The sequence below is a fragment of the Gemmata algarum genome (genome assembly GCF_034097035.1).
Classification (GTDB): Bacteria; Planctomycetota; Planctomycetia; order Gemmatales; family Gemmataceae; genus Gemmata; species Gemmata algarum.
The window spans coordinates 1-22,563 of record NZ_JAXBLV010000247.1 but is presented as its reverse complement, the minus strand read 5'-3'; the positions used below and the strand labels follow the sequence as shown (position 1 = coordinate 22,563).

Annotated in this window: 16 protein-coding genes; 9 read left to right on the top strand and 7 right to left on the bottom strand. The window is 66.5% G+C overall.

Annotated elements, in window-relative coordinates:
* Positions 1–313 precede the first annotated feature (313 nt).
* From R5W23_RS31975 to R5W23_RS31960, 4 genes are read right to left on the bottom strand one after another with little or no spacing between them, the layout of a single operon-like run.
* Positions 314–1,108, bottom strand: a complete 795-nt coding sequence (locus tag R5W23_RS31975) for a putative hydro-lyase (protein WP_320689882.1) — start codon at positions 1,106–1,108, stop codon at positions 314–316.
* A complete protein-coding gene (locus R5W23_RS31970; protein WP_320689881.1) occupies positions 1,108–2,040 on the bottom strand; it encodes a DUF4392 domain-containing protein in 933 nt (310 codons plus the stop codon). Before R5W23_RS31970 ends, R5W23_RS31975 begins: the two co-directional genes overlap by 1 nt.
* Positions 2,037–2,750, bottom strand: coding sequence for an RluA family pseudouridine synthase (locus R5W23_RS31965; protein WP_320689880.1), 714 nt, complete (start codon positions 2,748–2,750; stop codon positions 2,037–2,039). The genes R5W23_RS31970 and R5W23_RS31965 overlap by 4 nt, the downstream gene beginning before the upstream one ends.
* Before the next feature lie 8 nt (positions 2,751–2,758).
* Entirely contained in the window at positions 2,759–4,147 is a 1,389-nt protein-coding gene (locus R5W23_RS31960; protein WP_320689879.1) for an amidase, read from the bottom strand.
* 199 nt (positions 4,148–4,346) lie between these two features.
* Here R5W23_RS31960 and R5W23_RS31955 point away from each other — a divergent pair, with 199 nt between their 5' ends.
* The 4 genes from R5W23_RS31955 (at position 4,347) to R5W23_RS31940 (ending at position 7,472) form a co-directional block, all read left to right on the top strand.
* The gene (locus tag R5W23_RS31955) at positions 4,347–4,793 is read left to right on the top strand and encodes a transposase (protein ID WP_320689878.1); all 447 of its coding nucleotides are present in this window, start codon (positions 4,347–4,349) and stop codon (positions 4,791–4,793) included.
* A gap of 163 nt (positions 4,794–4,956) precedes the next feature.
* Positions 4,957–5,970, top strand: a complete 1,014-nt coding sequence (gene argC / locus R5W23_RS31950) for an N-acetyl-gamma-glutamyl-phosphate reductase (protein ID WP_320689877.1) — start codon at positions 4,957–4,959, stop codon at positions 5,968–5,970.
* Entirely contained in the window at positions 5,970–6,767 is a 798-nt protein-coding gene (locus tag R5W23_RS31945) for a TIGR02996 domain-containing protein (RefSeq protein WP_320689876.1), read from the top strand. The genes argC and R5W23_RS31945 overlap by 1 nt, the downstream gene beginning before the upstream one ends.
* 30 nt (positions 6,768–6,797) lie before the next feature.
* Entirely contained in the window at positions 6,798–7,472 is a 675-nt protein-coding gene (locus R5W23_RS31940; protein WP_320689875.1) for a hypothetical protein, read from the top strand.
* Positions 7,473–7,667: 195 nt separating this feature from the next.
* Here R5W23_RS31940 and R5W23_RS31935 read toward each other — a convergent pair whose 3' ends face one another.
* The gene (locus tag R5W23_RS31935; protein ID WP_320689874.1) at positions 7,668–9,893 is read right to left on the bottom strand and encodes a caspase family protein; all 2,226 of its coding nucleotides are present in this window, start codon (positions 9,891–9,893) and stop codon (positions 7,668–7,670) included.
* A gap of 311 nt (positions 9,894–10,204) precedes the next feature.
* On the opposite strand from R5W23_RS31935, the gene R5W23_RS31930 reads away from it, so the two are divergent.
* Entirely contained in the window at positions 10,205–11,221 is a 1,017-nt protein-coding gene (locus R5W23_RS31930) for an isocitrate/isopropylmalate dehydrogenase family protein (RefSeq protein ID WP_261188472.1), read from the top strand.
* Between the two features lie 409 nt (positions 11,222–11,630).
* On the opposite strand, the gene R5W23_RS31925 is transcribed toward R5W23_RS31930, so the two are convergent.
* Positions 11,631–12,326 (bottom strand): TIGR02996 domain-containing protein, encoded by a 696-nt coding sequence (locus R5W23_RS31925; RefSeq protein ID WP_320689873.1) that lies wholly within the window; start codon positions 12,324–12,326, stop codon positions 11,631–11,633.
* Positions 12,327–12,586: 260 nt separating this feature from the next.
* On the opposite strand from R5W23_RS31925, the gene R5W23_RS31920 reads away from it, so the two are divergent.
* Both R5W23_RS31920 and R5W23_RS31915 read left to right on the top strand, forming a co-directional pair.
* Complete coding sequence (locus R5W23_RS31920; protein WP_320689872.1) at positions 12,587–12,931, top strand: hypothetical protein; 345 nt, start codon at positions 12,587–12,589, stop codon at positions 12,929–12,931.
* Between the two features lie 331 nt (positions 12,932–13,262).
* A complete protein-coding gene (locus R5W23_RS31915; protein WP_320689870.1) occupies positions 13,263–17,756 on the top strand; it encodes a beta strand repeat-containing protein in 4,494 nt (1,497 codons plus the stop codon).
* 229 nt (positions 17,757–17,985) lie between these two features.
* Here R5W23_RS31915 and R5W23_RS31910 read toward each other — a convergent pair whose 3' ends face one another.
* Positions 17,986–19,119 carry a Gfo/Idh/MocA family protein gene (locus R5W23_RS31910; RefSeq protein ID WP_320689869.1) on the bottom strand — a complete coding sequence of 378 codons (1,134 nt, stop codon included), beginning with the start codon at positions 19,117–19,119 and terminating at the stop codon, positions 17,986–17,988.
* Positions 19,120–19,999: 880 nt separating this feature from the next.
* On the opposite strand from R5W23_RS31910, the gene R5W23_RS31905 reads away from it, so the two are divergent.
* Together R5W23_RS31905 and R5W23_RS31900 are read left to right on the top strand one after the other, a co-directional pair.
* Positions 20,000–20,956 (top strand): GDP-L-fucose synthase family protein, encoded by a 957-nt coding sequence (locus R5W23_RS31905; protein ID WP_261188465.1) that lies wholly within the window; start codon positions 20,000–20,002, stop codon positions 20,954–20,956.
* A 25-nt stretch (positions 20,957–20,981) separates the two neighbouring features.
* The gene (locus R5W23_RS31900; RefSeq protein ID WP_261188464.1) at positions 20,982–22,103 is read left to right on the top strand and encodes a glycosyltransferase family 2 protein; all 1,122 of its coding nucleotides are present in this window, start codon (positions 20,982–20,984) and stop codon (positions 22,101–22,103) included.
* Positions 22,104–22,563 lie beyond the last annotated feature (460 nt).

Here is a 22,563-nt window from a genome sequence, read left to right as displayed (position 1 = left end):
TACAATGAGGCCCCACACGGGTAAAACTGTGTGGGGCTTATTCGTTTTTCCGCTTTGATCTATCGGCACGGCGGGAACCGTCCGTGCCCATCGTTGGGGCAAGTGCTAGGCATGCCATCGTTCAGCCAATCTCAGCGAAATCGCACGCACGTTTGCCATGATTGCAACCCTCTCGCTGCTCTCAACTCGAGGTACTTGAGTCGCAAATGCAAGTGGTCAGCCGTGACTTGGGGCAGTGCGGCCACGGCTAACGGGAACCGAACTCTGTACTGAGTTGTTGCGAGCGCAACTCTGGTGTTCCGGGGGGGGAACGCTACTCGCCTTCGAGGTCGGTGTCCTTCAGGTCGGTCAAGAACATGTGACCCGGCTTGTGTGTGATTGCGAACGGTGGTTTAGCCTGCATCAGAGCCGCTTGCGGTGTCACGCCGCACGCCCAGAACACTGGCACCTCGTCTGCCCGCACTTCCACTGCGTCGCCGAAATCAGGTTTCGAGATGTCGCGAAGGCCAATGGCGGTAGGATCGCCGAAATGGACTGGCGCCCCGTGGGCGCGGGGAAACCGGCTACAGATCTGAGTGGCTTTAATTCCCTGAGCGGGCGTGAGCGGGCGCATCGAGACAACCATCGGGCCGCTGAACCGTCCGGCAGGTTTGCACGGGACGTTCGTGCGGTACATCGGCACGTTCACGTTCTGCTCGATGTGCCGCACCGGCACCTTGGCGGCCAGAAGCGCCGTTTCAAAGGTGAAGGAACAGCCGATGACGAACGATACGAGGTCGTTTCGCCAGTATTTTGTAACCTCGGTAGGCTCCGCGACCAGTTCGCCGTGTTCCCAGACTCGGTAGGCCGGGAGGTCGGTGCGCAGATCGCTTCCGGGGGCGGTGAGCTTCGCCTCGGGATCGCCCGCTTCGGTCACATCAAGGAGCGGGCACGGCTTGGGGTTTCGCTGGCAGAACAGCAAGAAATCGAAAGCCCAGTCGCGTGGCAGGATCACCAGGTTTGCGTGGACGTAACCGAGTGCGAGGCCCGGAGTCGGCCCGGTGTGGCGGCCGACGCGACACGCGGCACGCACCGCACTACCGGTTGCATGAATCAGATCGTTCGACATCAGGACTCCAGAATCTCGCGAATCCGGACGAGCGGCTTCACGTACTCGTCCCACGTTAACCCGTCAACCGTGGCGGTCTGCTGGCCCGTCACGCCGTCCACGAGCGGCCCCTCTCGCACCATGATTTCGAGAATCTTGCGCTCGCAGTTCGGGTCGAAGAGTTCACAGTGCGGCGTCACCCCGCGCAGAATGTAAACGCCCGCGGCGAAGGCATAAGCGCCCCAGTTGCTGACCCCACACACGATCAGGTGATCCGTCGGGACGCGGCAGTGAATCAGGTCGCCGTTCGGGATGTTCTTGACGATCGTCTCATGAGGAATCTTCCCCATCCCGATCTCGTTGCCGCCGTCGCCGATACCGATGGTTTCGACGAACCGCTGCTCGGCGTTGCGCAGGAAGCCCCCGTCGACCGGCTTGGTAAACGCGGTGATGTCGCGGCCGCGCATTGAGTAGTAGCGTCCGTCGCTCGCCCGGCCTACGTGTTCGATTGCGAGGTAGTGGGTGGCCGACTGACCGGGCCACGCTTCGTCGAGTTGGACAACGTAACTCGGTTGATCGGATTCGTCCCGGTACTCGATGTACGCGGGCTTCAGCGTGGTTCCCTGTGCAATTGCGGCGTGCAGCGCGCTCACGCATGCCTTCTGGCCACTCAGACCGACCTGATAGCCGAGCGGTACCAGGGCGCGGAACAGGAACGCGGCGCCGAGCGGGCCGTCGGTCTCGAACGCCGGCGGGTTAGCTGTCGGGATGTAGAAGCCGGTGGTTACATCGAGCGCGGCATTAGGAGTTCCCACGAAACCCCGGCACGCGGCCTCAAAGTCGCCCTTAGTGGCGGTGAACAGGTTGTCATTCGGATCACGTCCCAGACCGCGGTTGCCGGGGTCGGTTTGGACGGCGGCCAGAATTGCGGCCAACTTCTCGTCGGTGGTCATGTGTGGGTGTTCAGCAGATGGGCGAACCGGCCGCGCCAGATCTTCGGCACCTCCGACTTCACCGTGACGGGGTTTTTGGACGTCGGGTGCAGGAACGTGAGGCTCCGCGCGTGCAGCGCGATCCCGTTTCCGAACGGTAGCTTGCTGCCGTACTTGTGATCGCCATAAATCGAGGCGCCCCGCGACGCGAGTTGCACCCGCAGTTGGTGCTTGCGGCCGGTGTGCGGTCGCAGTTCCAACCAGATCAGACCGTTGTGGCGCCCGCGCACCTGGAACAGCAGACGCGCGAACTGCGCGCCGGGCGTTTCGGGCGCCACGGTTTCGACGCGGGCGTTGTCGTCGTCCTTCTGGAGCCAGTCTTCAAGTGAGCCGTCATCGGCGGTGGACCAAGGGCCGGGCGCTTGCGCTTCGATCACCGCCCAGTACACCTTTTCGACGCCGCCCTCGCGGAACTGCTCGCTGAGCCGCGCCGCGGCCTTACTCGTGCGAGCGAATACCAGCGACCCGCTCACCGGCTTATCAAGTCGGTGGACGACCCCTAGGAACACGTTCCCCGGCTTGTCGTACTTCTCTTTCAGGTACGCCTTGACCAGTCGATCGACGGTCTCGTCCTTACCGTCGAAGTGCGTGGTGGGCCACCCCGCCGGCTTGTTCAGCGCGAGGCAGTGGTTGTCTTCGTGCAAGATGTCGAGACTGTCCGCGAACGACATAGGTGACATCATAGCGGGAGCGGACGGCGCTCGAAAGCGATGTCCGCTTCCCATCGGGCGGCGATGCCGAAGAGTTGGGCCTCACCGAACCGCGGGCCGATCAGTTGCACGGAAAGCGGCAACCCTTCTGGCGACCAAGCGAATGGGAGCGAAACCGTGGGGAGCCCGACGTAACTCCAGGGCGAGTTAAAGACCGGGTTGCCGGTCGTTTCGCTCGTTGGTGCGGCCCCGGTTGTGGCGGGGGTGAGCAGAGCGTCGTAGTGATCGAATAAGGCGTCGCAGAGCCGCGACAGCCGCTCTTGGTGGGCTTTGCAGTTCGCGTATTCCGGCGCCGGAGTGTTCAGCCCTTCGCGCAGGAGGGCCGTCACATTCGGCGGATAGTCATCCGGATACCGGGCTAAGCGTGGGGCGTGATACGCCGCGGCCTCGACCGCCATGACGGTGGTGTGCCGGCGTGTAACTTCTCCGAATTCGGCTGGTAACGGTGTTCCGAACGATTTCATAACGTCGATCGGAACCGTCCCATGAGTTGTCGTTGCGAGTCCGCCGATGCCTTCACGTGTTCGGACATGCGATGCGATTTGCTCGCGGAGAACCGGCGTGGTGCGTTCGTGGAACATCCCACCGAGCACGGCGATTCGTTGCGGATCGGGCGACGTGAGCGGCGCGTAAGTGAGGTCCGGAACGCGCTCACCGGCGCTGGCCGGATCGCGTGGGTCGCGACCGGCGATGGTCTCGAAGATCCAGGCCAGTCCGTTTACGCAGTTCGTCATCACCCCGATGTGGTCGAGGCTCGGGGCCAGCGGCAGCACACCGTCAACGCTTACCCGGCTGTGTGTCGGTTTCAGGCTGTACACGCCGCAGTAGCTCGCGGGGCGGGTGATCGACCCGCCCGTCTGGGTTGCAAGTGCGCCCAAACACATTCCGCACGCGACCGCCGCCGCCGAACCGCTCGAGCTGCCGCCCGGAGTGCGGTCGAGGTTCCAGGGGTTGCGCGTGACCGGCGGGTCGAAGCTGGCGTAAGCGGTCGTGACCGTTTTGCCGAGGATGACGGCGCCGGCCTGACGCAGCCGTTCCACGCAGGTGGCGTCGCGGCGAGCATAGCTCTGCGCCCAACGCTTCGACCCACACCCGGTGGGCATGTCGAACACGTCGATAATGTCTTTGATGCCGACGGGGATGCCGTGCAGCGGCCCGCGGTAGTTGTTCTGTTTCAGTTCCGCGGTGAGACGGGCGGCCTGCTCGCGCGCGCCGTCGCGGTCGATGTGAACCCATGCGCGGACGCGGTCCTCGTACCGGTCGATGCGGGCGAGGCACTGCTCGAGGAGGTCCGCGGGCGTGAGTTCCCCGGTGCGGATGAACCCGGCGGCGTCTGTGATCGTCAGTGGTTCGGGCATTGAATGGGTTCTCGTTGGCATGACGCACAGGGCTCCCGCCCTGTGCTACGTCCGGCGGCCCCTCCGGGGCGGAAAGACAACCGTACGCGGCGCACATTTATGCGCCTTTAGCACTCGGAGGGGCGCTGGGCGAAGTGGGAGCCCTGTGCGCCAACTGCTTGTACAATGGGGCGGTCGTTCGTCCCTCGGGGGCTCGTCCGTGCCGCAAACTTACACGCGGTTGCTGTACCATGTTGTATTCAGCACCAAGAGCCGCGAATCATGGCTCGAACCCGCGTGGCGTCCCGAACTGTACGAGCTTATCGGTGGGGTAGTGCGGAACCGAAAGGGCGAAATGCTCGCCATCGGCGGTGTGTCGGATCACGTTCACCTACTGCTTCGGTCGCCCGCGACACGATCGCTGTCCGACGTGGTACGCGATGTGAAAGCGAACTCGTCCGGGTGGTTACACGACCGCGGGGTTTTTCCGTTCGACTGGCAGGACGGGTACGGCGCGTTCATGCTGGGGCTGTCCGCGATTCGCGGCGTAAGCACATACATTGAGAACCAGGAGGCGCACCACGCCCGGGCCTCGTTCGCCGACGAGATGCGGGCGATGCTGCTTGCCAGTGACGCTACGGAAGACGAGTTGCGCGATTGGGGCTAACGTCTTCCGCTGCCGCGTTTCTGGCGCCCTGTGCTACGCCCGGCGACCCCTCCGGGGTGCTAAAGGCACGCAAGCGGCGCCGCGTACGGTTGTTTTTCCGCCCCGGAGGGGCCGGCGGACGTAGCGCAGGGCGGGAGCCCTGTGCGTCATGAGGTGTGAGTCGATGCAGAAGGTGAAGGTCGCGGTTCTGGGCGGGTCCGGGTACACCGCGGTGGAACTCATCAAGTTGCTGCTGCGGCACCCGGGCGCGGAGATCACCGCGGTCACCTCGCGACAGGCCGAACACGTTGCGGACCTGCACCCGTCCCTGCTCGGCCGTCTCGACCTCCAGTGCGAGCCGTTCGATCCCGACGCGCTGAAGGCGAAGGGCGTGCAGGTGGCGTTCGGGTGCCTGCCGCACGGCACCAGCATGGAGAGCATCCCGCCGCTGCTGGACCGCGGCATCCGGGTGATCGACCTGAGCGCCGACTACCGCCTGCGCGACGCGACCGTTTACCAGGAGTGGTACAAGGAAACTCACCACGACGCCAAGAACCTCGCGCACGCCGTTTACGGTCTGCCGGAGGTGTACGGCGACACGCTCGCGGGCGCGCGGCTCATTGCCAACCCCGGCTGCTACCCCCAGACCGCGATCCTGGGGCTCGCGCCTCTGGCGGCGAACAGGCTGATCGAACTGTCGGGGATCGTGATCGACAGCAAGAGCGGCGTCAGCGGCGCCGGGCGCACGCCGAAGCTCACCACACACTTCCCGGAGTGTAACGAGAGCGTCTCGGCGTACTCGGTCGGCACTCACCGGCACACGCCGGAGATCGAGCAGGCTCTCGGCGACATCGCGGGCGCCGCGGTGTCGGTGATCTTCACCCCGCACCTGATGCCGATGGACCGCGGCATCTTCAGCACCATTTACGCAACCCCCACGAAGCCGGTGAGCGAGGCCGAGCTAACGGCACTGTACCGCGGCTACTTCGCGGGCAAGCCGTTCGTGCGGGTGCGCACCGCGCCGCCCGCGACGAAGGACACGACCGGTACGAACTTCCTTGACGTGTGCGTGAAGGTGGTGCGGGGCAAGGTGCTGGTGCTCGCGGCCGAGGACAACCTGATCCGCGGCGCGAGCGGGGTGGCGGTACAGAACTTCAACCGCGTGTTCGGGTTCCCGGAGACGATAGGGCTTCTGTAATGGACTTGCTGGCGCAACACGAGGCGTTCCTGCGGGCGATCTACGATGCGCCCGACGACGACACCCCGCGCCTCGTGTACGCGGATTTCCTCCAAGAGAATGGCGAAGAGGATCAGGCCGAACTCATCCGCGTGCAGTGCGAACTGGCTGCCAAGAAAGGGCAGCCCGAACACTCCGATCGGTTGTTGGAACTGGCCGCGCAAGAGCGCGTGCTCCTCGACCGCCTGCACCCGGAACTGCGGAGCCCCGCGACCCACGAGGTGGAGCGCCAGCGGTCCGGGTTCGTGCGCGGGTTCCGGCCGGCGGGTGGCACCATCGTCGTCTCGGCGCCGCTCCTCGCGCACGCGACCGAGGAGCGGTGGCGGATCGTGCGGAGCGAGCCGGAGGCGTTCGGCGCGCGGACCCTGGCCGTCGGGGGCGGGCTTTTGCGCCCGGAGCACATCGACACGCTGTTCGCTCTGCCCGCGGCCCAGCGCATCACCGAGTGGGGGCTCGGCGGGCACGTGCGCGAGGAGCGGTCGCACAGCGGCGCTGGCGCGTTCGACCTGATCGACATGGTTCAGCAGCCGGTCATCACGACCGCCGGCGTCGAGGCGCTGGCGCGGCACAAGGGCGCGCGGCGCATCACCGAACTCGACCTCCGCAACAACAACCTCGACAACGACGCGGCGCGGGCGCTCGTCCGGGCGCCGTACCTCGACAACCTGAAGCGCCTCCAGTTGCTCGAAGGGAACCGGTTCCGCGGCGCGGTGTGGCAGCAGGTGATCGCGCGGTTCGGCGAGGACGTGGTGGGCTGAACCGCGGCGGGTCGTCAGAAAGGGGCTCCGATGAAGTGGCTCGCACTTGCGCTCTCGGTCGCGTTCGCTCCGCTCGCGGCGGCGGCCGACGAGCCGAAACTGTCCGCGAAGGTGGAGAAGGTGGCGCCGCCGGACGCTCTCGCGGAACCGGTCCGCAAACTCCTCGACGAGCAGGCGCTGGTCGTGCGGGACGGCGACACCGAACTCATGACCGTGTGGTTCCGCACCGAGATCCCGGCGAAGGCCACCGAGGAGCAGATCAAGAACGGGCTCACCTACCGGGAGATCGCCGAAGGCACGCTCGTCGGAGCGGTTCGGTTCCCGGAGAAGTTCACCGACTTCCGGAAGCAGGAGATCGCGGCCGGCGTATACACGCTGCGGTTCGCCGTGCAGCCCGACATCGGCGATCACACGGGCACCAGCCCGCACCCCGAATTCTGCCTCATGAGTCAGGCGAAGGAGGACCGGAGCGCGGACGCGGTCGAGCCGAAAAAGCTGATCGAGATGAGCAGCCTAGTGAACGAGGGGAAACACCCCGCGGTGCTGCTGATGTGGCCGAACAACGGGAAGGACGCCGCTCGCGTGCAGGTGGTAAGTAAGGGGAACGGTGTGTACGCCGCGACCGTCCAGCGGTCACTGGTAGCGGACGGGAAGAAGGCTCAGCTCGGGTTCGCCGTAACCGTTGCTGGTGTCCGGAAAGAGTAAAGTCAGGGTAGCCACAAAAACGCACAACAGAGGACAGAAGAGAGATTGGCCACAAAAAAGCACAAAGGGCACAAAAGAAAACAGAAGAGCAAGACATGAGAGCGTGCCTGAACTCACTCTTTTGTCTTGCTCTTCTGCTTCCTTTTGTGCCCTTTGTGCTTTTTTGTGGCCAACCTGCCTCTACAACTTGTTCTCTCACTCTTTCTTGAGTGAGGCGGGCTTCCAGTTCAGCCCGATGGCCACGCCGCGTTCCTGCTTCGCCTGGATCGCCCAGGGTGAGCCCTTGTACTTCGTCACGATCTCGCCGAACAGGGCTTGCGCCTCTTCGGCAATCTTCTTCACCTCTTTACCGCTCCGGAGCGTGTCGGCCGCCACCAGCGTGTACCCGTCCTGCCCCAGCTTCGGGTCGAGGGCCGGTACCGATTCGGTTACGAGGTTCCCGAGGAGCTTGTTGTACTCGTTCATGTACGCGAGCCGGGCCTTCAGCACGGCCAGCGCGAAGTCGTAGTGGGCCTGCCACCGCTTGCTCGGCTCTTCTTTGCGGGCGTCGGTCAGCCCCTCCAGCTTGATCAGCTCCAGTTCCAGTTCGGCGATGCTGACGGCCCAGAACTCTTGCTCCTTCTTCACCGCGGCCTTGAGGTTGTCGTTGATCGACCCGGTGATGGTGTCGCGGATGCGGGTCGCGCCGGCGCCCGGCGCCCACATCTGCCGCAACTTGCCGAACACCTCCAGGACCGCCACCCGGAGGGGATACTTATCCTTGTCCGCCATCACGTCGGCGATCTTCACGTCCTCGGCGTAGTCCTTCATCACGTCGGCGGGGAACGGGAAGTCCGCCAGCCCGATCTCGCTCAGGCCCGGGCGCAGCGGCGGCAGGGCGAGTTCGCGTTCCACCGATTTGACCTCCGCCGGTGAGGCCCCTTTCGGCGCCTGGGGCAGGTCGAAGCGGGCGGCGACCTTCTCGGCCGGGTCGGGTGGGGCCAGCGTCGCCGGGGCGGCCCCCGCGAGCGTCACCGTTTGCTTGCCGCCGCTGCCGGACTTCTCGGCGATGTCGCAGATCTCGTTGGTCCGCTTGGCGACGGCCGGGTGCCAGTCGTCGATCGGGAGCGGGTCCGCCGGAGTCGGGGGCGTTTTGGCGAGGCGGGCGTTGGCGACGAACCGGGCGGCTTCGAGGAACGCGCTGCCGCTGTACATCGGCCCCGCGAAGCCGTCGGGCCGCAACTGGGTCAGTTCCAGCGCGTTCTCGCCGGCCTTGCAGGTGGTCACCACCTGAACGCCGGCCGGCGGGCTGGTGAGCGCCTTGAACAGGCCCGCGCTCATGGGCTCGGACCCGGGCCGCACCTTGCCCTTCTCGGGGTTCAGCCGGCACACGTCCCACACCACCACCTTTTGCGCCGCCTTGCACTTCTTCAGCTCGTCGTAAAAGTGGTCCAGCGGAATCACGGTCTTCTGCCAGTCGTCGCCGTCCAGTTCGGCCTCGATCGGCGCGAGGTACGCCTTACCGTCCTTCTCGATCGCGTGCCCGCCGAAGTAGATGAAGACGCGGTCCTGGGCGCGGGAGGTCTTGAAGAACTCCTGGTAGGTGCCCTGGACCACGTTTTTCATAGGGAGCCGCTCGTCTTTGCCGGTCGCCGTGTCGGACAGCACGAACGTCTGGTCGTTGTCCTTGTCGCGGGGCACGCGCCAGTTGAACGCCATGTTGTTGGCGACCCCGGCCGGGCGGTCGGTGGCCCCGCCCGCGACCCCGGCGGTGAGCGGGTTCAGGTACATGTATTTGGTGACGGAGATGAACAGCATCCGCCGCGGCAAGGTGGCGTTGGCCCCCTTCGAGGGGCCGGAGCCGCCGGGCGCTGTGCCGGGGGATTGTCCCGTGCCCGGGGGCGGATCGGAGGCGTCTTTCCCGGGCTCTTTGTTCTTATTGTTGATGGCGAGCAGGTCGCCGATCACTTGTTCGCCGTAGAGGATGCCCGCGCCGACGAGCCCTGCGGCCAACACAAAAAACAGCGCGACCCCAATGAGTGCGCCCGAGCCGCGGTTGCGCCTCCTGGCCCGGACCGCGACGCCGCCCTCGGCGGGGTCCAGATCGAACGCGTTACCCGGTGCGGTCGGCCGGGCGGTTTTCGGCTTCGCCCGGCGCGCCGGGCGGTCCGGGTCCACTGCCGTGTTGGGCGCGGGTTGGGCCACCAGAACGGGTGGCGGGTAGCCCGGCGGAAGCGGGTACGCGGCCGCCGGGAGGCCGTTCGTATCATGGACCGGGACGGGGACCGGTTGCGGGAGCGCGCCGGGCGTGAGTGGGGCTTTGGCCGTCGCCCGGATCAGCGCCCCGCACTTCTTGCACTTCAGCGTCTGGCCGATCCACTGAGCCGGGATGTTCAGTGTGTTCCGGCACTTCGGGCAGGTGGCTCGCACGGCCGATTCCATCGTGTCCCCTCCGGCGCCCGCCGCTCGCGCCAGCGGCAGTCGTGCCTTTTATCTGAGGATACCTTACCAGATCCGGTTCCGTAAAGTCGCTCGCCGCGCGCGGGCCGGTCGTGCCCTGTTCGCGCCCCGAAATAAAACCCGCGCTGCGGGACAAACGGATCGGTGCTTGCCGGACGGCGGCCCACCCGACATTCTGACTGAGTAGGGGTGAACGTTGTAACATCCCGGATGCGAATACCGTTGCTTCGCCTTGCCGAGTTCTGCGGCGGTGGCTGCGGTTCCGGCGCCCGCCCGTCACGCGAGGGTTTCTGATGCAGATCGTGCTAATCGAAGGCGACGGGATCGGGCCGGAGGTGACCCAGGCGGCGTGCCGGGTGGTCGCCGCGGCCGGGGTCAAGATCGACTGGGTGAAGGCGCCCGCGGGCATCCCCGCCGCGGAGCAGTTCGGCGAGCCGCTGCCGGAGGAGACGCTGGAGATGATCCGGCGCTACCGGGTGGCGCTGAAGGGGCCGTGTACCACCCCCATCGGGAAGGGCTACCGCTCGATCAACGTCCGCCTGCGCCAGGGGCTGGAGCTGTTCGCCAGCGTGCGCGCGGTCAACACGCTTCCCGGCATCAACACACCATACGAGAAGGTAGACCTCATCGTCGTTCGCGAGAACACGGAGGGGCTCTACGCCGGGATGGAGCACGAGGTGGTGCCCGGGGTGGTGGAGAGCGTGCGGCTCGTGACCCGGGCAGCCGCGGAGCGGATCGTGCAGTTCGCGTTCGAGCTGGCGCGGCACCGCGGCCGGCGGATGGTGACGTTCTGCCACAAGGCCGACGTGATGCGGCTGTCGGACGGCCTGTTCCTCGAGGTGGCGCGGACGGTGGCCGAGGACTACCCGTTCATCCAGTTCGAGGAGAAGCCGATCGACAACGTCTGCCTGGAACTGGCGATGGACCCGTCGGGGTTCGACGTGCTCGTGATGGAGAACCTGTTCGGCGACGTGATTTCGGACCTCGCGGCCGGGCTGATCGGCGGCCCCGGGCCGGGGGGCGGTCTGGGGCTCGTGCCGGGGGCGAACTTCGGCAACCGGTTCGCGGTGTTCGAGGCCGTTCACGGCAGCGCGCCGGACATCGCGGGGAAGGGGATCGCGAACCCGATCGCGTGCATCCGCAGCGCGGCTCTGCTGCTGGAGCACGTGGGGCACCGGACCGCCGGCGAGCGGATCGAGCACGCGGTGGTCAAGACGCTCCAGGTGGGCGAGGGGCTGACCCGCGACCTGGGCGGCACGGGCACCACCGCGACGATCACCGAGCAGATCATTAAGAACTTGGGTGCATAAGGACTGCTAGCAGAACGCAACGGGCGCGCCGGTGCCAGCGCACGAATGCGGCAGAGCCGGTTCGTCCACCCGGCCTCGATACGCAAAGGTCGGGCGAGCGATCACAAGACCGGGGCCGCGGAGAGCGGCTCCGGATGCGACGACTTTCCTCACATCTGGCCCTCAAATCGAGCCGCGGTCGCGGACCATCCGCTCCCACATGACCACTGTGCCAACGCCCCCCGGCGATGGTCGGGTTGTGCCCAAACGTGCTTCGATCCCGGCCTGTGTGGTGGCTATCGTTCGATGAGTGTTTATTGTGATCGGGTAAATTCTCACGAAAGAGATGCGCTCGGAACGCGGGGTGCATCGGCTCCGGAATGGCACCGCGCATTTTCGGCACACTTCTCTCACCGTCCATGCCCGCGGTTCACACGACCGCGTTCGAGCCGAATGTGGCGGTCAGGCGCGTCTGCGTGTGCCACGTCAGGTTCGGTGTGTCGTCGGCCCGGCGGAGCTGGAGGGTGCGTAAGCGCTTCAGGTGGGGCGAGTCCATTACCGCCGCCGCACTGCTGTTCGTGAGGTGGAGGTAGCCCATCTTGAGCGAGGTGAGGCGCGACAGGGCGGCGCATCCGGCGACCGTGAGCAGCGCCGGCTCACCGAACGGGGCCGCGCTCAGCCCGCGGCGCCACGACCGCAGGTCGAGCGCGGTCAGCCGGTCGATTCCGCGCCACGTCACGAAGTCCGCGACCGTATCGTCAGACGATTCTACCACCCGCAGGTCGCGGAACGGTACACGCCCGATCAGGCCCGGCCACGCGGCGCGGACCGCGTCGAACGAGCCGAACACGGCCTCCGGGAACCCGCGCTCCCAGCGGCCCGTGTCGATGCCGGGCGGGAGGCCGAGGCGCCGGGCCACGCTGTCCACGCCGGACTGTGAGTTCAGCAACCGGGGCTCGGGCGCGTCGGGCACGCCGTGCGCCCAGGCCACCTGGACGCGGATCGCCGCTGCCCAATCGGCATTCAACTCGCCGCCCTGCTCCTGAAGCCAGTCCGCGAACACCAGACGGGGGGTGTCCTCTTCGGGCTGTGCGCAAATCGCGTGGAGCAGAGCAGTTTCGACCATTCTGTCTGCGTCGCCTTCCGTTCGTTGCGCTTACCCCGCGCCATTTTTTACGCCTGCCCTCGAACATTCACGCGGGAGCGTAACGTTGCAATCCCTTTACTCGCGTTCACGGTAATTTACATTTTCGTTCCCTTTCGTCGCGCGTGGCATGAACTACGTTCCGAGCAGATTCAGGTGAGCGCCTGACGCCCCAATTTACCAGGGTTGCCGTCGCCGAGGGATTTCAGCGGGCGGCGTCATTCCCAAACGCGATCAACACCATGAACTGGATCGACTCGATTCGGCGCCAACTTCGCATCGGCGTGAGTTCCAACCGGAGCGCCCGCCGGGCGTCCCGTCCGCAGCTCGCGCTGACCCGCCTGGAAGACCGCGTCACCCCGACCGTTGACACCTGGACCGGGGCATCGAGTAACCTGTGGTCCGACAACGGGAACTGGCTGGACAACTCGGCCCCCACGATGGGCGAAGACCTCGTTTTCCCCGCCAGCGCGATCAACAAGACTGCGGTGTACGACAGCGCGCTCGGCGTCTCGAGCTTCGGCTCGATCGACATTCAGGACGCGGCTACGACATCGGCACGTCGTTCGCCTCATCGCTCACCCTGACGGCTGACCTTTCGGCGACGTACGGCGCGGGCACTTCAAACTTCGACATCGACTTCGATCCGGGCAACGCGGTGGTCTCCGTCACCACGGGCGCGACTCTGGTCGTCGGGGGCGCGATTTCGGGCACCAACGGGCTGGTGGTCTTGGGCGGGGGAACGCTCCAACTGGGTGGGGGGCGTCCAACACCTACACGAGAACAACGACCGTTGCGGTCGGGACCACGCTCGTCCTTAACAAGACGGGCGCGACGGCGGTTCCCGGCGACCTGTCGGTTAGCGACAACGGGACAGTCCGGCTCGCTCAGTCGGACCAGATCGCCGATGCCACTGCCGTGACTCTGTTCGCGAGTGCGACGCTCGACCTGAACAACTTTGATGACGCCATCGGCACCTTGAACCTCATCGGGGCGACGGTCACAACCGGCGCCGGGACGCTCACCCTGGGCGGTGACGTCGTCACCAACTCCGCCAGCGTCACCTCCGTCATCTCGGGCAAACTGGACCTGGGCGGGGCGAACCGCACCTTTACGGTCGCCGACAACGCCAGCCTCGACCCCGACCTCAGCATCACGGCCAACATCAGCGGGACCGGCGCAGGGCTCATTAAGGCGGGGGCGAACAGCCAACTCCTGCTCTCGGGGAACAACACCTACGACGGCGCCACCACCATCAGCGCCGGTGTCATCGAGATCGCCAGCGACAACGCTCTGGGCACCACCAACGGCGGGACGACGGTCGCCAGCGGTGCGTCGGTCTACTTGAGCGGCACCAACCTCATGGTCTCGGAAGCCTTCGTTATCCAGGGGACCGGTGTCGGTGGTCAGGGGGTCCTGGTCCTCACGGATAACAGCTCGGCGACGTTGACCGGCTTCATCGACATGCTCGCGAACAGCCTGATCGGTGCGGGCGTTGATGCGACCCTGACACTTCGGGGCCGGATCGACGACACTAACGTCAGCCCCGCCCGCAATCTGGCGATCACTAACGCTTCGAGCGGTCGCATCATTCTTGATGCTCAGCAAAGATACGACGGGACCCTCACCGTAACGTCGGGCTATGTGCGGGCCGCACGATACGGGGCACTCGTCGACCCGGCCGTGACCCAAACGATCACCATCCAGGATGGAGCCACACTGGAATTCAGCGGCAGCTTCGTAACCCCGCAGCCGGCGATCCAGACCATCGTCCTCAATGGCGGCGGGGCCGAGTCTGGCCCGAAGCTCATCAATGTCGGCGGGGCCAATCGAGTCCTCGGGCCGGTCAGGTTTGGCGGCAATGGGACCATCTTTGCCGCCGCCGGGTCCACTCTCACCCTCAGCGGTGTGATCAGCGAGACCGGCGGCAGCCGCCCCCTACTCAAGGACGGTTCGGGAACCCTGATCCTGGGGGGGGCTAATACCTATACCGGCCAGACGACCGTTGACGCGGGCACGTTGATCATCAACGGGAACATTACCAGCAGCAGCGATGTCTCGGTCGCAACCGGCGGTACGCTGGGGGGGGGCGGAACGGTTCCGGGCGTCGTGCTGAGCGCGGGGGCGACTATCGCTCCCGGCAACTCACCCGGGCTCCTGCAGTCGGGCAGCGTTACCTTCGTCAGCGGATCGACCTACAGCGTCGAACTCAACGGCACGACGGCCGGCACCCAGTACGACCGGACTAACGTCACCGGCACGGTGACCCTGGCCGGAGCAACGCTCAGCCTTTCCTTGGGGTACGCGCCCGCCGTCGGAGCACAGTTCGCTTTGATTACTAACGACGGCTCCGACGCGGTCGTCGGCACGTTCGCCGGGTTGGCCGAGGGCGCCACGGTCACCGCCGGTTCCGCGACGTTCACGATCAGCTACGCCGGCGGGGACGGTAATGATGTCGTGCTGACGGTGACCGGCGTCACCTACACCTGGACCGGTCTGGGCGGCGACAGCAACTGGAGCACCGCCGCCAACTGGGACGCCAATCAGGCACCGACCGGCGGCGAGAACCTCGTCTTCCCCGCCGGCGCGGCCCGTCTGACCAACACCAACGACCTCTCGGGCAAGAGCTTCCACTCGATCGCGTTCGGTGGTGCCGGGTACGCCATTACCGGCAACGCCATCGCGGTGACCAACGGGATCGCGGCCACTTACGCGGCCGGTTCCTCCACGTTCGGCCTCGACACGACGCTGACGGCATCCGGGACGATCGACGTCGCCACCGGCGGCTCGCTCACCATCAGCGGCGCGATCGGGGACGGCGCGTCCAGCTTCGGCCTGACCAAGACCGGCGGCGGGACGCTGACCCTGTCCGGGGCCAACACCTACGACGGCACGACCACGATATCCGGGGGCGTGCTGGGCGTGGCGACGGACGCCAACCTCGGTAGCGGTGCGGTGGCGCTCGACGGCGGAACGCTGGGGGTCACGAGCTCCGGCAGCATTCCGACCATCGACAACGCCATCAACATCGGCAGTAACGGCGGGACCATCGCCAACAGCGGCTTGAACCTGCGGTTGTCGGGTCAGATCACCGCGGCCGCCGGCGTTACAACGACGTTCAGTTGCAGTACGAGGAGCTTGGTTATCGCACTTCTGAAAACAGACAATAACTCGTCTTTTCTTGGTGACGTTGCTTTAAATAGCTGCACGCTGGAGGCGGCGAACTCCGGAGCGCTCAACGCCGGCAGCATCACCCTGGGCACCAGCGCCCTGCAGTTCCCGGTTTCGGGTAGCACCTACACCGTCGCGAACGATCTGATCCTCACCAGCGCCGCCACGCTGCAGACCAGCAACAACACGATCACGTTCTCGGGATCGATCACCGGCGCGTTTTCGCTGACCAAGCTGGGTAGCGGAACGGCGATTCTGACCGGTGCAAACAGCTACGGTGCGACCACCGTGAGCTTCGGGACGCTCAGCGTCGGTGGGGACGGCAACCTGGGGACCGGGGCGGTGACGCTGGGCGGTAGCGCCACGTTTGCCCTGACCAACGGCGCGACCATCGACAACGCGGTCACCCTGAGCGGCGGCACGGTGAGCGTAGCCAGCGGCAGCAGCGCGCTGACGGGCACCGTCAGCGGGAGTGGCACCCTGACCAAGACCGGCGCCGGGACGCTGACCCTGTCCGCGCCTGCCGCCTACACGGGCGCGACCACCGTCTCGGCCGGCACGCTCCTGGTCGACGGCAGCATCGCCACCAGTTCGGGCCTCACCGTCGCCTCGGGCGCGACCGTCGGCGGTTCGGGCGCCCTCCCGGCGACCACGGTGGCCGCGGGCGGCACGCTGGCGCCCGGCAACGCACCGGGCGCCGTCTCGACGGGCGCCCTCGCGTTCGCCACCGGCTCGACCTATGCGGTCGAACTCAACGGCACGACCGCGGGCACCCAGTACGAACAGCTCAACGTCGCCGGTACGGTGAACCTGGCCGGGGCGACGCTCGCGACCACGCTCGGCTTCACACCGGCCGGCGGCGACACGTTCGTGCTCATCAGCAACGACAGCTCCGACGCCGTCATCGGCACGTTCGCCGGGTTGAGCGAGGGCGGGACGTTCCTCCTCGGCGGCACCACGTTCCGGATCTCGTATGCCGGCGGCGACGGTAACGACGTGACCCTGACCGCCGTTCCCCTGCCGGCGCTGTCGGTCACCGGCGCGTCGGTGGCCGAGGGGAACAGCGGGACCACCGCGCTCACCTTCACCGTGACTCTGTCCGCGCCGAGCCTTCAAACCGTTACCGTCGCGTACGCCACGGCCGACGGCACGGCGACTGCGGGCACAGACTACACGGCCGCTTCCGGGATGCTGACGTTCGCACCGGGCGTGACCACACAAACCGTCACAGTTCTTGTTGACGGCGACACCGCGGTCGAAGCGGACGAGACGTTCCGCGTGGTGCTCTCGTCGCCCGTCGGTGCAACCGTCGCGATCGAAAGCGGCACCGGGACCATCACCAACGACGACACCGCTTCCCGGATCGTCCTCGGGCCGGTGGGCGGTATGGTGCAGCAACTCGACCCCGTTACCGGGCGGCCGGGGGCCTCGGTCCCGGCGTACACCGGGTTCGCGGGCGAGGTCCGGGTCGCCTCCGATGACGTGGACGGTGACGGGGTGGCCGACCTGATCACCGGTGCCGGGGCCGGCTCGATGGGCGGGCACGTCAAGGTGTTCGACGGGGCCACCGGCGCCCAGCGGTTCAGCTTCCTGTCGTTCGACGGCTTCGCCGGCGGCGTGTTCGTGGCGACGGGCGACGTGAACGGGGACGGGGTCGACGACATCGTGGTGTCCGCCGACGCGGGCGCGGCCCCGCACGTCAAGGTGTTCAGCGGTGCGGACGGCTCGTTGTTGCGTAGCTTCCTCGCTTACGACGCCGGGTTCCGCGGCGGGGTGCGGGTGGCGGTCGGGGACGTGGACGGGGACGGGTTCGCCGACATCGTCACCGGCAACGGCGCCGGGGCCGCGGCCAACGTCAAGGTGTTCAGCGGCAAGGACGGGGCGCTGCTGAAGAGCTTCCTGGCTTACGACGCCGGGTTCCGGGGCGGGATATATGTCGGGGCCGGGGACGTGACCGGGGACGGGTTGGCCGATGTCATCACCGGCAGCGGGGCCGGGGCGCCGGGCGGTCACGTGAAGGTGTTCAGCGGGCAGGGCTTCGCGCTCGAAAGGAGCTTCTTCGCGTTCGATCCGGGCTTCGTGGGCGGGGTGCGCGTGGGCACTGCGGTGGTGAACGGTGAAACGGTGGTCCTCGTGGGCTCCGGTCCGGGCACGCGGGGGCACTTCAAGGCCATCGGCGCCAACGAACTGCTCAGCATGTTCGCGGCCGGGTCCGATCTGGGCGGCGTGTACGTTGCGTGATATTGGGCGCGGTTTCAAACTGGCGTCGCGTCGCGGTCGCCAGTGCTTTTCAGGGTGGGCCGCTCACGCCGTGAGCGGCCGCTTCGCACATCGGATCGGATCCGCGGGCGGGTGGGCTCCACACCGCTTTGAACCGCAAGGGCCTCACGCGAAGCCGGTCGGGGGTGCAGACCGACCGCTCACGGAGTGAGCGGACCACCCTCAACAACACACGCTTTCCGTCCCGTTTTTACCACATCGGGATTTCGACCCGGGTGCCGCCGGCCATCGCGCTTTCGTGGGCGCAGATGCCGACCAGCGTCCAGTTCGCGCTGGTCGGGGCGTCCGGGAACGCGGGCTGGTTCCCGAGCACGGCCATCAGGAAGTTGTGGACCAGGTGCGGGTGACTGCCCCCGTGCCCGCCGCCCTGCACGAAGCTCAGGTGGGTGGCGTCGTGGATCGCGCCGGTGAACTTGCGGATCGGGTCCGGGAGCCGGCCGGCGAAGTCTGGCACCTTCACCCGCCGCGGGATCTGGTGCTCCGGCAGCCCGCGCGTGTGCAGCACCGGGTCCTCGCCCTCGACCTGCTGCCACTCGAAGCTGACGTTGCTGGCGGTCACGTCGAAGCTCTCGCGGTACTGGCGGGCGGTGTCGTACAGGCTCCGCGTCACCTCCGCGACCACGTCCGTGCCGCCGATCTTGAACGTGGCACTCTCGACCGCGAACGGCGAACCGTAGATGGGGATGAACTCCTCGCGGATGCGGCCCGAGCCGTGGCACACCACGCTCTCGGCCAGCGCGACCTTGCCCTTCGCCGGGTCCGAGAGGATGGCGAGGCACGGGCTCACGCAGTGGGTGGCGTAGTGCATCGGCGGGAGGCCCGGCCAGTAGCCCGGCCAGCCGTCCATGTCCTGCTGGTGGCTACCGCGGAGGAACTGGATGCGGCCCAGCACGCCGCGGTCGTACAGGTCCTTCGCGAACAGGTACTCGCGGGCGTACACCACCGTCTCCATCATCATGTAGACCTTCTTGGTCTCGCGCTGGAGCTCGATGATCTGCTTGATCTCGTCCTTCTTCGTCGCCATCGGCACCGTGCAGGCCACGTGCTTGCCGGCCTTCAGCGCGGCGATGCTCTGCGCCCCGTGCTCGGGGATCGGGCTGTTGATGTGGACCGCGTCCACGTTCGGGTCCCTGAGCAGGTCCTCGTAGCTGGTGTAGCGGCGCTCCTTGGGGATGCCGAACTTGTCCCCGCAGGCGTCGAGTTCCGCGCGGTTGCGGCGGCAGATGGCGTACATCTCCGCGTCCGGGTGGAGCTGGTAGATCGGGATGAACTCGGACCCGAACCCAAGACCCACGATCGCGACGCGAACCTTTTTCTGGCTCATGGAGGCCGTCCGGCGAGTTAGAGAGGATGAACAGTTCAGAGATTACGAAGACGCCGACGCGCGGGCAAACGGTATTGTCGCCGCGCCCGTCACGACCCGGGGCGGGAGGGGGCCGGGCCTCAATCCCTTCGAGACGTTGGCCGACGATTCGCCGCCCGCGAGGTCGGGCGGCGCTCATTCTGCTCCCTTTCATTGCCGGGGGGGACGGCCGGCTCTAGCGGTCGCCGAAGGACCGTCACCTCGGCGAAAACACAGATTTCGGTGTGAGGTTCCCAGACGAAATACCCGAACCCATCTCAATTGCCAAAACCAACGAAGTAAACAGCGCGGAACCGAGGCAAGGCCGTCTTGACGGAAGTTGAGCGGGTTGCGATAGAGGGGCCGCGAAATGCGCCCTTGAAACGTACCGTGCGTAATCGTCACGACCGCGGTGACGATTACTTGAAGTTCCTGCGCGGGTGCCGGCTGAGCACCGACTGGGCCGCAGGCGTCACGCACACCGATTAAGTGTTGCGCGGTGCCGAACGGTCCGTCTCTCGCGGCGGTACGGTGGTCGCTTTCAATTGTAAGAGTAGGACCGAGCAACCGAGTGCTGACACCGACCGATACGAGAGCCGGGACGGAGCCGCGCGGTTCTCAAGGCCACGCGGCTCCGTCCCGGCCTGGGCTCGAGAAGGCCGAGCCGTGCAACGCCCGCGCGTTCGTTCACGCGGTTCCTGTTGTGGTCTTATTAATGTAACGGCCCGCACGCCCTGGTAGTTGCGGTTGTGTGGTGTGAGCGGATTGTGTAAATCGCTCCGACAGACTCGGTCGATAACACCGTTCGTACCGCCCCGCGGGGCGCGGACCAACGCGACTGAGGCTCAGGGAAGGGCACCCGATGGACCTGCGGAACAAGCGAATCCTGGTGACCGGGGGTGGCGGTTTTCTGGGCCGCCACGTGGTCGCCGAACTGCGGCAGGTGGGCTGCACCTGCCTCTTCGCGCCGCGCCGCGCCGAGTACGACCTGACGGACGCCGACGCCGTGCGCGCCGTGCTCGAGTGGAGCCGCCCGGACGTGGTGATCCACCTCGCCGCGGTGGTCGGCGGGATCGGGGCCAACCGCAAGCACCCCGGCACGTTCCTCTACGACAACCTGATGATGGGCGCGCAGCTCATCGAGCAGTGCCGCCGCCGCGGGCTGGAGAAGTTCGTGTGCGCGGGCACCATCTGCGCGTACCCGAAGTTCACTCCGGTGCCCTTCAAGGAAGCGGACCTCTGGAACGGGTACCCGGAAGAGACCAACGCGCCGTACGGGCTGGCCAAGAAGATGCTGCTGGCGCAGCTCCAGGCGTACAAGCAGGAGTTCGACTTCCCCGGGGTGTACGTGCTGCCGGTGAACCTGTACGGCCCGTGGGACAACTTCGACCTCCAGACCTCGCACGTGATCCCGGCCCTGATCCGCAAGTGCATCGCCGCGCAGGAGCTGAACCTGCCGGAGGTGGCGGTGTGGGGCACGGGGAAGGCCACCCGCGAGTTCCTCTACGTGGGCGACGCCGCCCGCGGCATCCGGCTCGCCGCCGAGCGGCTCGAGACGCCTGATCCGGTGAACCTGGGGTCCGGGCACGAGATTTCCATCCGCGACCTCGCGCAGCGGATCGCCGACCACATCGGCTACCGCGGCGCGCTGCGGTTCGATCCGACCCAGCCCGACGGCCAGCCGCGCCGGTGCCTCGACACCAGCCGCGCGAAGGAGCTGATCGGGTTCGAAGCCACCACCACACTGGACCGCGGGCTCGCGGACACGGTCGCGTGGTACCGGACCCACCACGCGCCGGCGAGTCGCGCCGCGGCTTGACTGCTTACCGCACCGGGAGAAAACTGTGGACGCGACACCCGAGCCCGACACCAACCTGATGCCCGCCGAACCGGTCCTCGGCCGCAGCGCCCCGGAGCGGCTCCAGGTGATGGAGACGCGGCTCGCCGCCATGGTCGAGCAGGCGTACAGCATGCGGCAAGAGGTGGCCCGGATGCACACCGAGGTCACTCAGCTGCGGGCGCTCGTGTCCCCGCCGCGCCCCAAGCTGCCGTGGAAGATTTGGGTCCGCCACCACGTCAAAGAGCTGCTCAAGCTCAAGGTGCGGCTCGGCAAGTTGGAGTTCGCCGACGAGCCGAAAGAGGTCTGGGTGCCGCGCCGGTACCACCGCGTTCCGCGCCTCACCAACCCGCCCACCATCTCGATCGCGACCCCGTCGTTCAACCAGGGGCGGTTCCTCGAGCAGACCATCCGCAGCGTCCTCGACCAGGACTACCCGCGGCTCGAGTACGTGGTGCAGGACGGGGGATCGACCGACGACACCCGCGAGGTGCTGAGCCGGTACCGCGCCCGGCTGTTCCGGTGCGAGTCCCGCAAGGACAACGGGCAGTCCCACGCCATCAACCTCGGGCTCGCCGGGACTAGCGGCGAGATCATGGCGTACCTGAACTCCGACGACCTGTTGCTGCCCGGTGCGCTGCACACCGTCGCCCAGTTCTTCCAACAGAACCCGGACGTTGACGTGGTGTACGGGCACCGGGTGCTGATCAACGGCGAGGGACAGGAAATCGGGCGGTGGGTGATCCCGCCGCACGACGACGAGGTGCTCCGGTGGGCCGATTACGTGCCCCAGGAAACCATGTTCTGGCGGCGCCGCATCTGGGATAAGGTGGGCGGAATCGACGAGAGCTTTCGGTTCGCAATGGATTGGGATCTGCTGCTGCGGTTCCAGGCGGCGGGGGCCAAATTCTATCGCTACCCGCGGTTCCTCGGGTCGTTCCGCATCCACGGCGACTCCAAAACCATGACCGTGGTCAACACGCAGGGCGAGCTGGAAATGGCCCGGCTGCGGGAGCGTTCGCTCGGCCGCGTGCCGGAGCCGGTTGAGGTCAAGGCCGCGGTGCGGCGGTACCTCGGCTGGCATGTGTTTTATGACCGTATGTATAGCCTGGGGCTGTTCCGGTACTGAGCCGATGGTTGCGCCGCGCTAGCCCCCCAACACGTGTGCGCGGTGGCGTCCGATGCGCGTTGCATGGTTGGGAGCGCGAGCCGCTTGGTGAGCAACCAGACGTGATCGGTGAGCCCGGCGGCCATTGCCGGGGCTCATTCCCGGTACCGGCCGTCCCCGCGTTTGACGCGCAAGGGGCGGATGGACAATCGCCGTTGTAGCGGGGCACTGAACGCGGTGGCCGCTCGGCGCGTGTCCCAATCCTCGGAGAACGAGTGCGCCCGGCAGATCTCGCGGTCACGTCTTCCGATCGTTTCTGTTGTTTCAATTCGCCAGACACATTATCAACCAGATCCCTGACGACATTACCAGCGTGGTCCGCTGTGTGGGAACCGTCAGTCGGCGCTTAAATAATGGAGCCGCCGCGCAATCGCTACACATTCGACGCAAATGATTTTGAATTTTGACTTTACGTCGAAAC

Coding starts and splice junctions, on each gene's coding strand:
- R5W23_RS31975 (WP_320689882.1), bottom strand. CDS start 1,108: ATGTCGAACGATCTGATTCATGCAACCGGTAGTGCGGTGCGTGCCGCG.
- R5W23_RS31970 (WP_320689881.1), bottom strand. CDS start 2,040: ATGACCACCGACGAGAAGTTGGCCGCAATTCTGGCCGCCGTCCAAACC.
- R5W23_RS31965 (WP_320689880.1), bottom strand. CDS start 2,750: ATGTCGTTCGCGGACAGTCTCGACATCTTGCACGAAGACAACCACTGC.
- R5W23_RS31960 (WP_320689879.1), bottom strand. CDS start 4,147: ATGCCCGAACCACTGACGATCACAGACGCCGCCGGGTTCATCCGCACC.
- argC (WP_320689877.1), top strand. CDS start 4,957: ATGCAGAAGGTGAAGGTCGCGGTTCTGGGCGGGTCCGGGTACACCGCG.
- R5W23_RS31945 (WP_320689876.1), top strand. CDS start 5,970: ATGGACTTGCTGGCGCAACACGAGGCGTTCCTGCGGGCGATCTACGAT.
- R5W23_RS31940 (WP_320689875.1), top strand. CDS start 6,798: ATGAAGTGGCTCGCACTTGCGCTCTCGGTCGCGTTCGCTCCGCTCGCG.
- R5W23_RS31935 (WP_320689874.1), bottom strand. CDS start 9,893: ATGGAATCGGCCGTGCGAGCCACCTGCCCGAAGTGCCGGAACACACTG.
- R5W23_RS31930 (WP_261188472.1), top strand. CDS start 10,205: ATGCAGATCGTGCTAATCGAAGGCGACGGGATCGGGCCGGAGGTGACC.
- R5W23_RS31925 (WP_320689873.1), bottom strand. CDS start 12,326: ATGGTCGAAACTGCTCTGCTCCACGCGATTTGCGCACAGCCCGAAGAG.
- R5W23_RS31920 (WP_320689872.1), top strand. CDS start 12,587: ATGAACTGGATCGACTCGATTCGGCGCCAACTTCGCATCGGCGTGAGT.
- R5W23_RS31910 (WP_320689869.1), bottom strand. CDS start 19,119: ATGAGCCAGAAAAAGGTTCGCGTCGCGATCGTGGGTCTTGGGTTCGGG.
- R5W23_RS31905 (WP_261188465.1), top strand. CDS start 20,000: ATGGACCTGCGGAACAAGCGAATCCTGGTGACCGGGGGTGGCGGTTTT.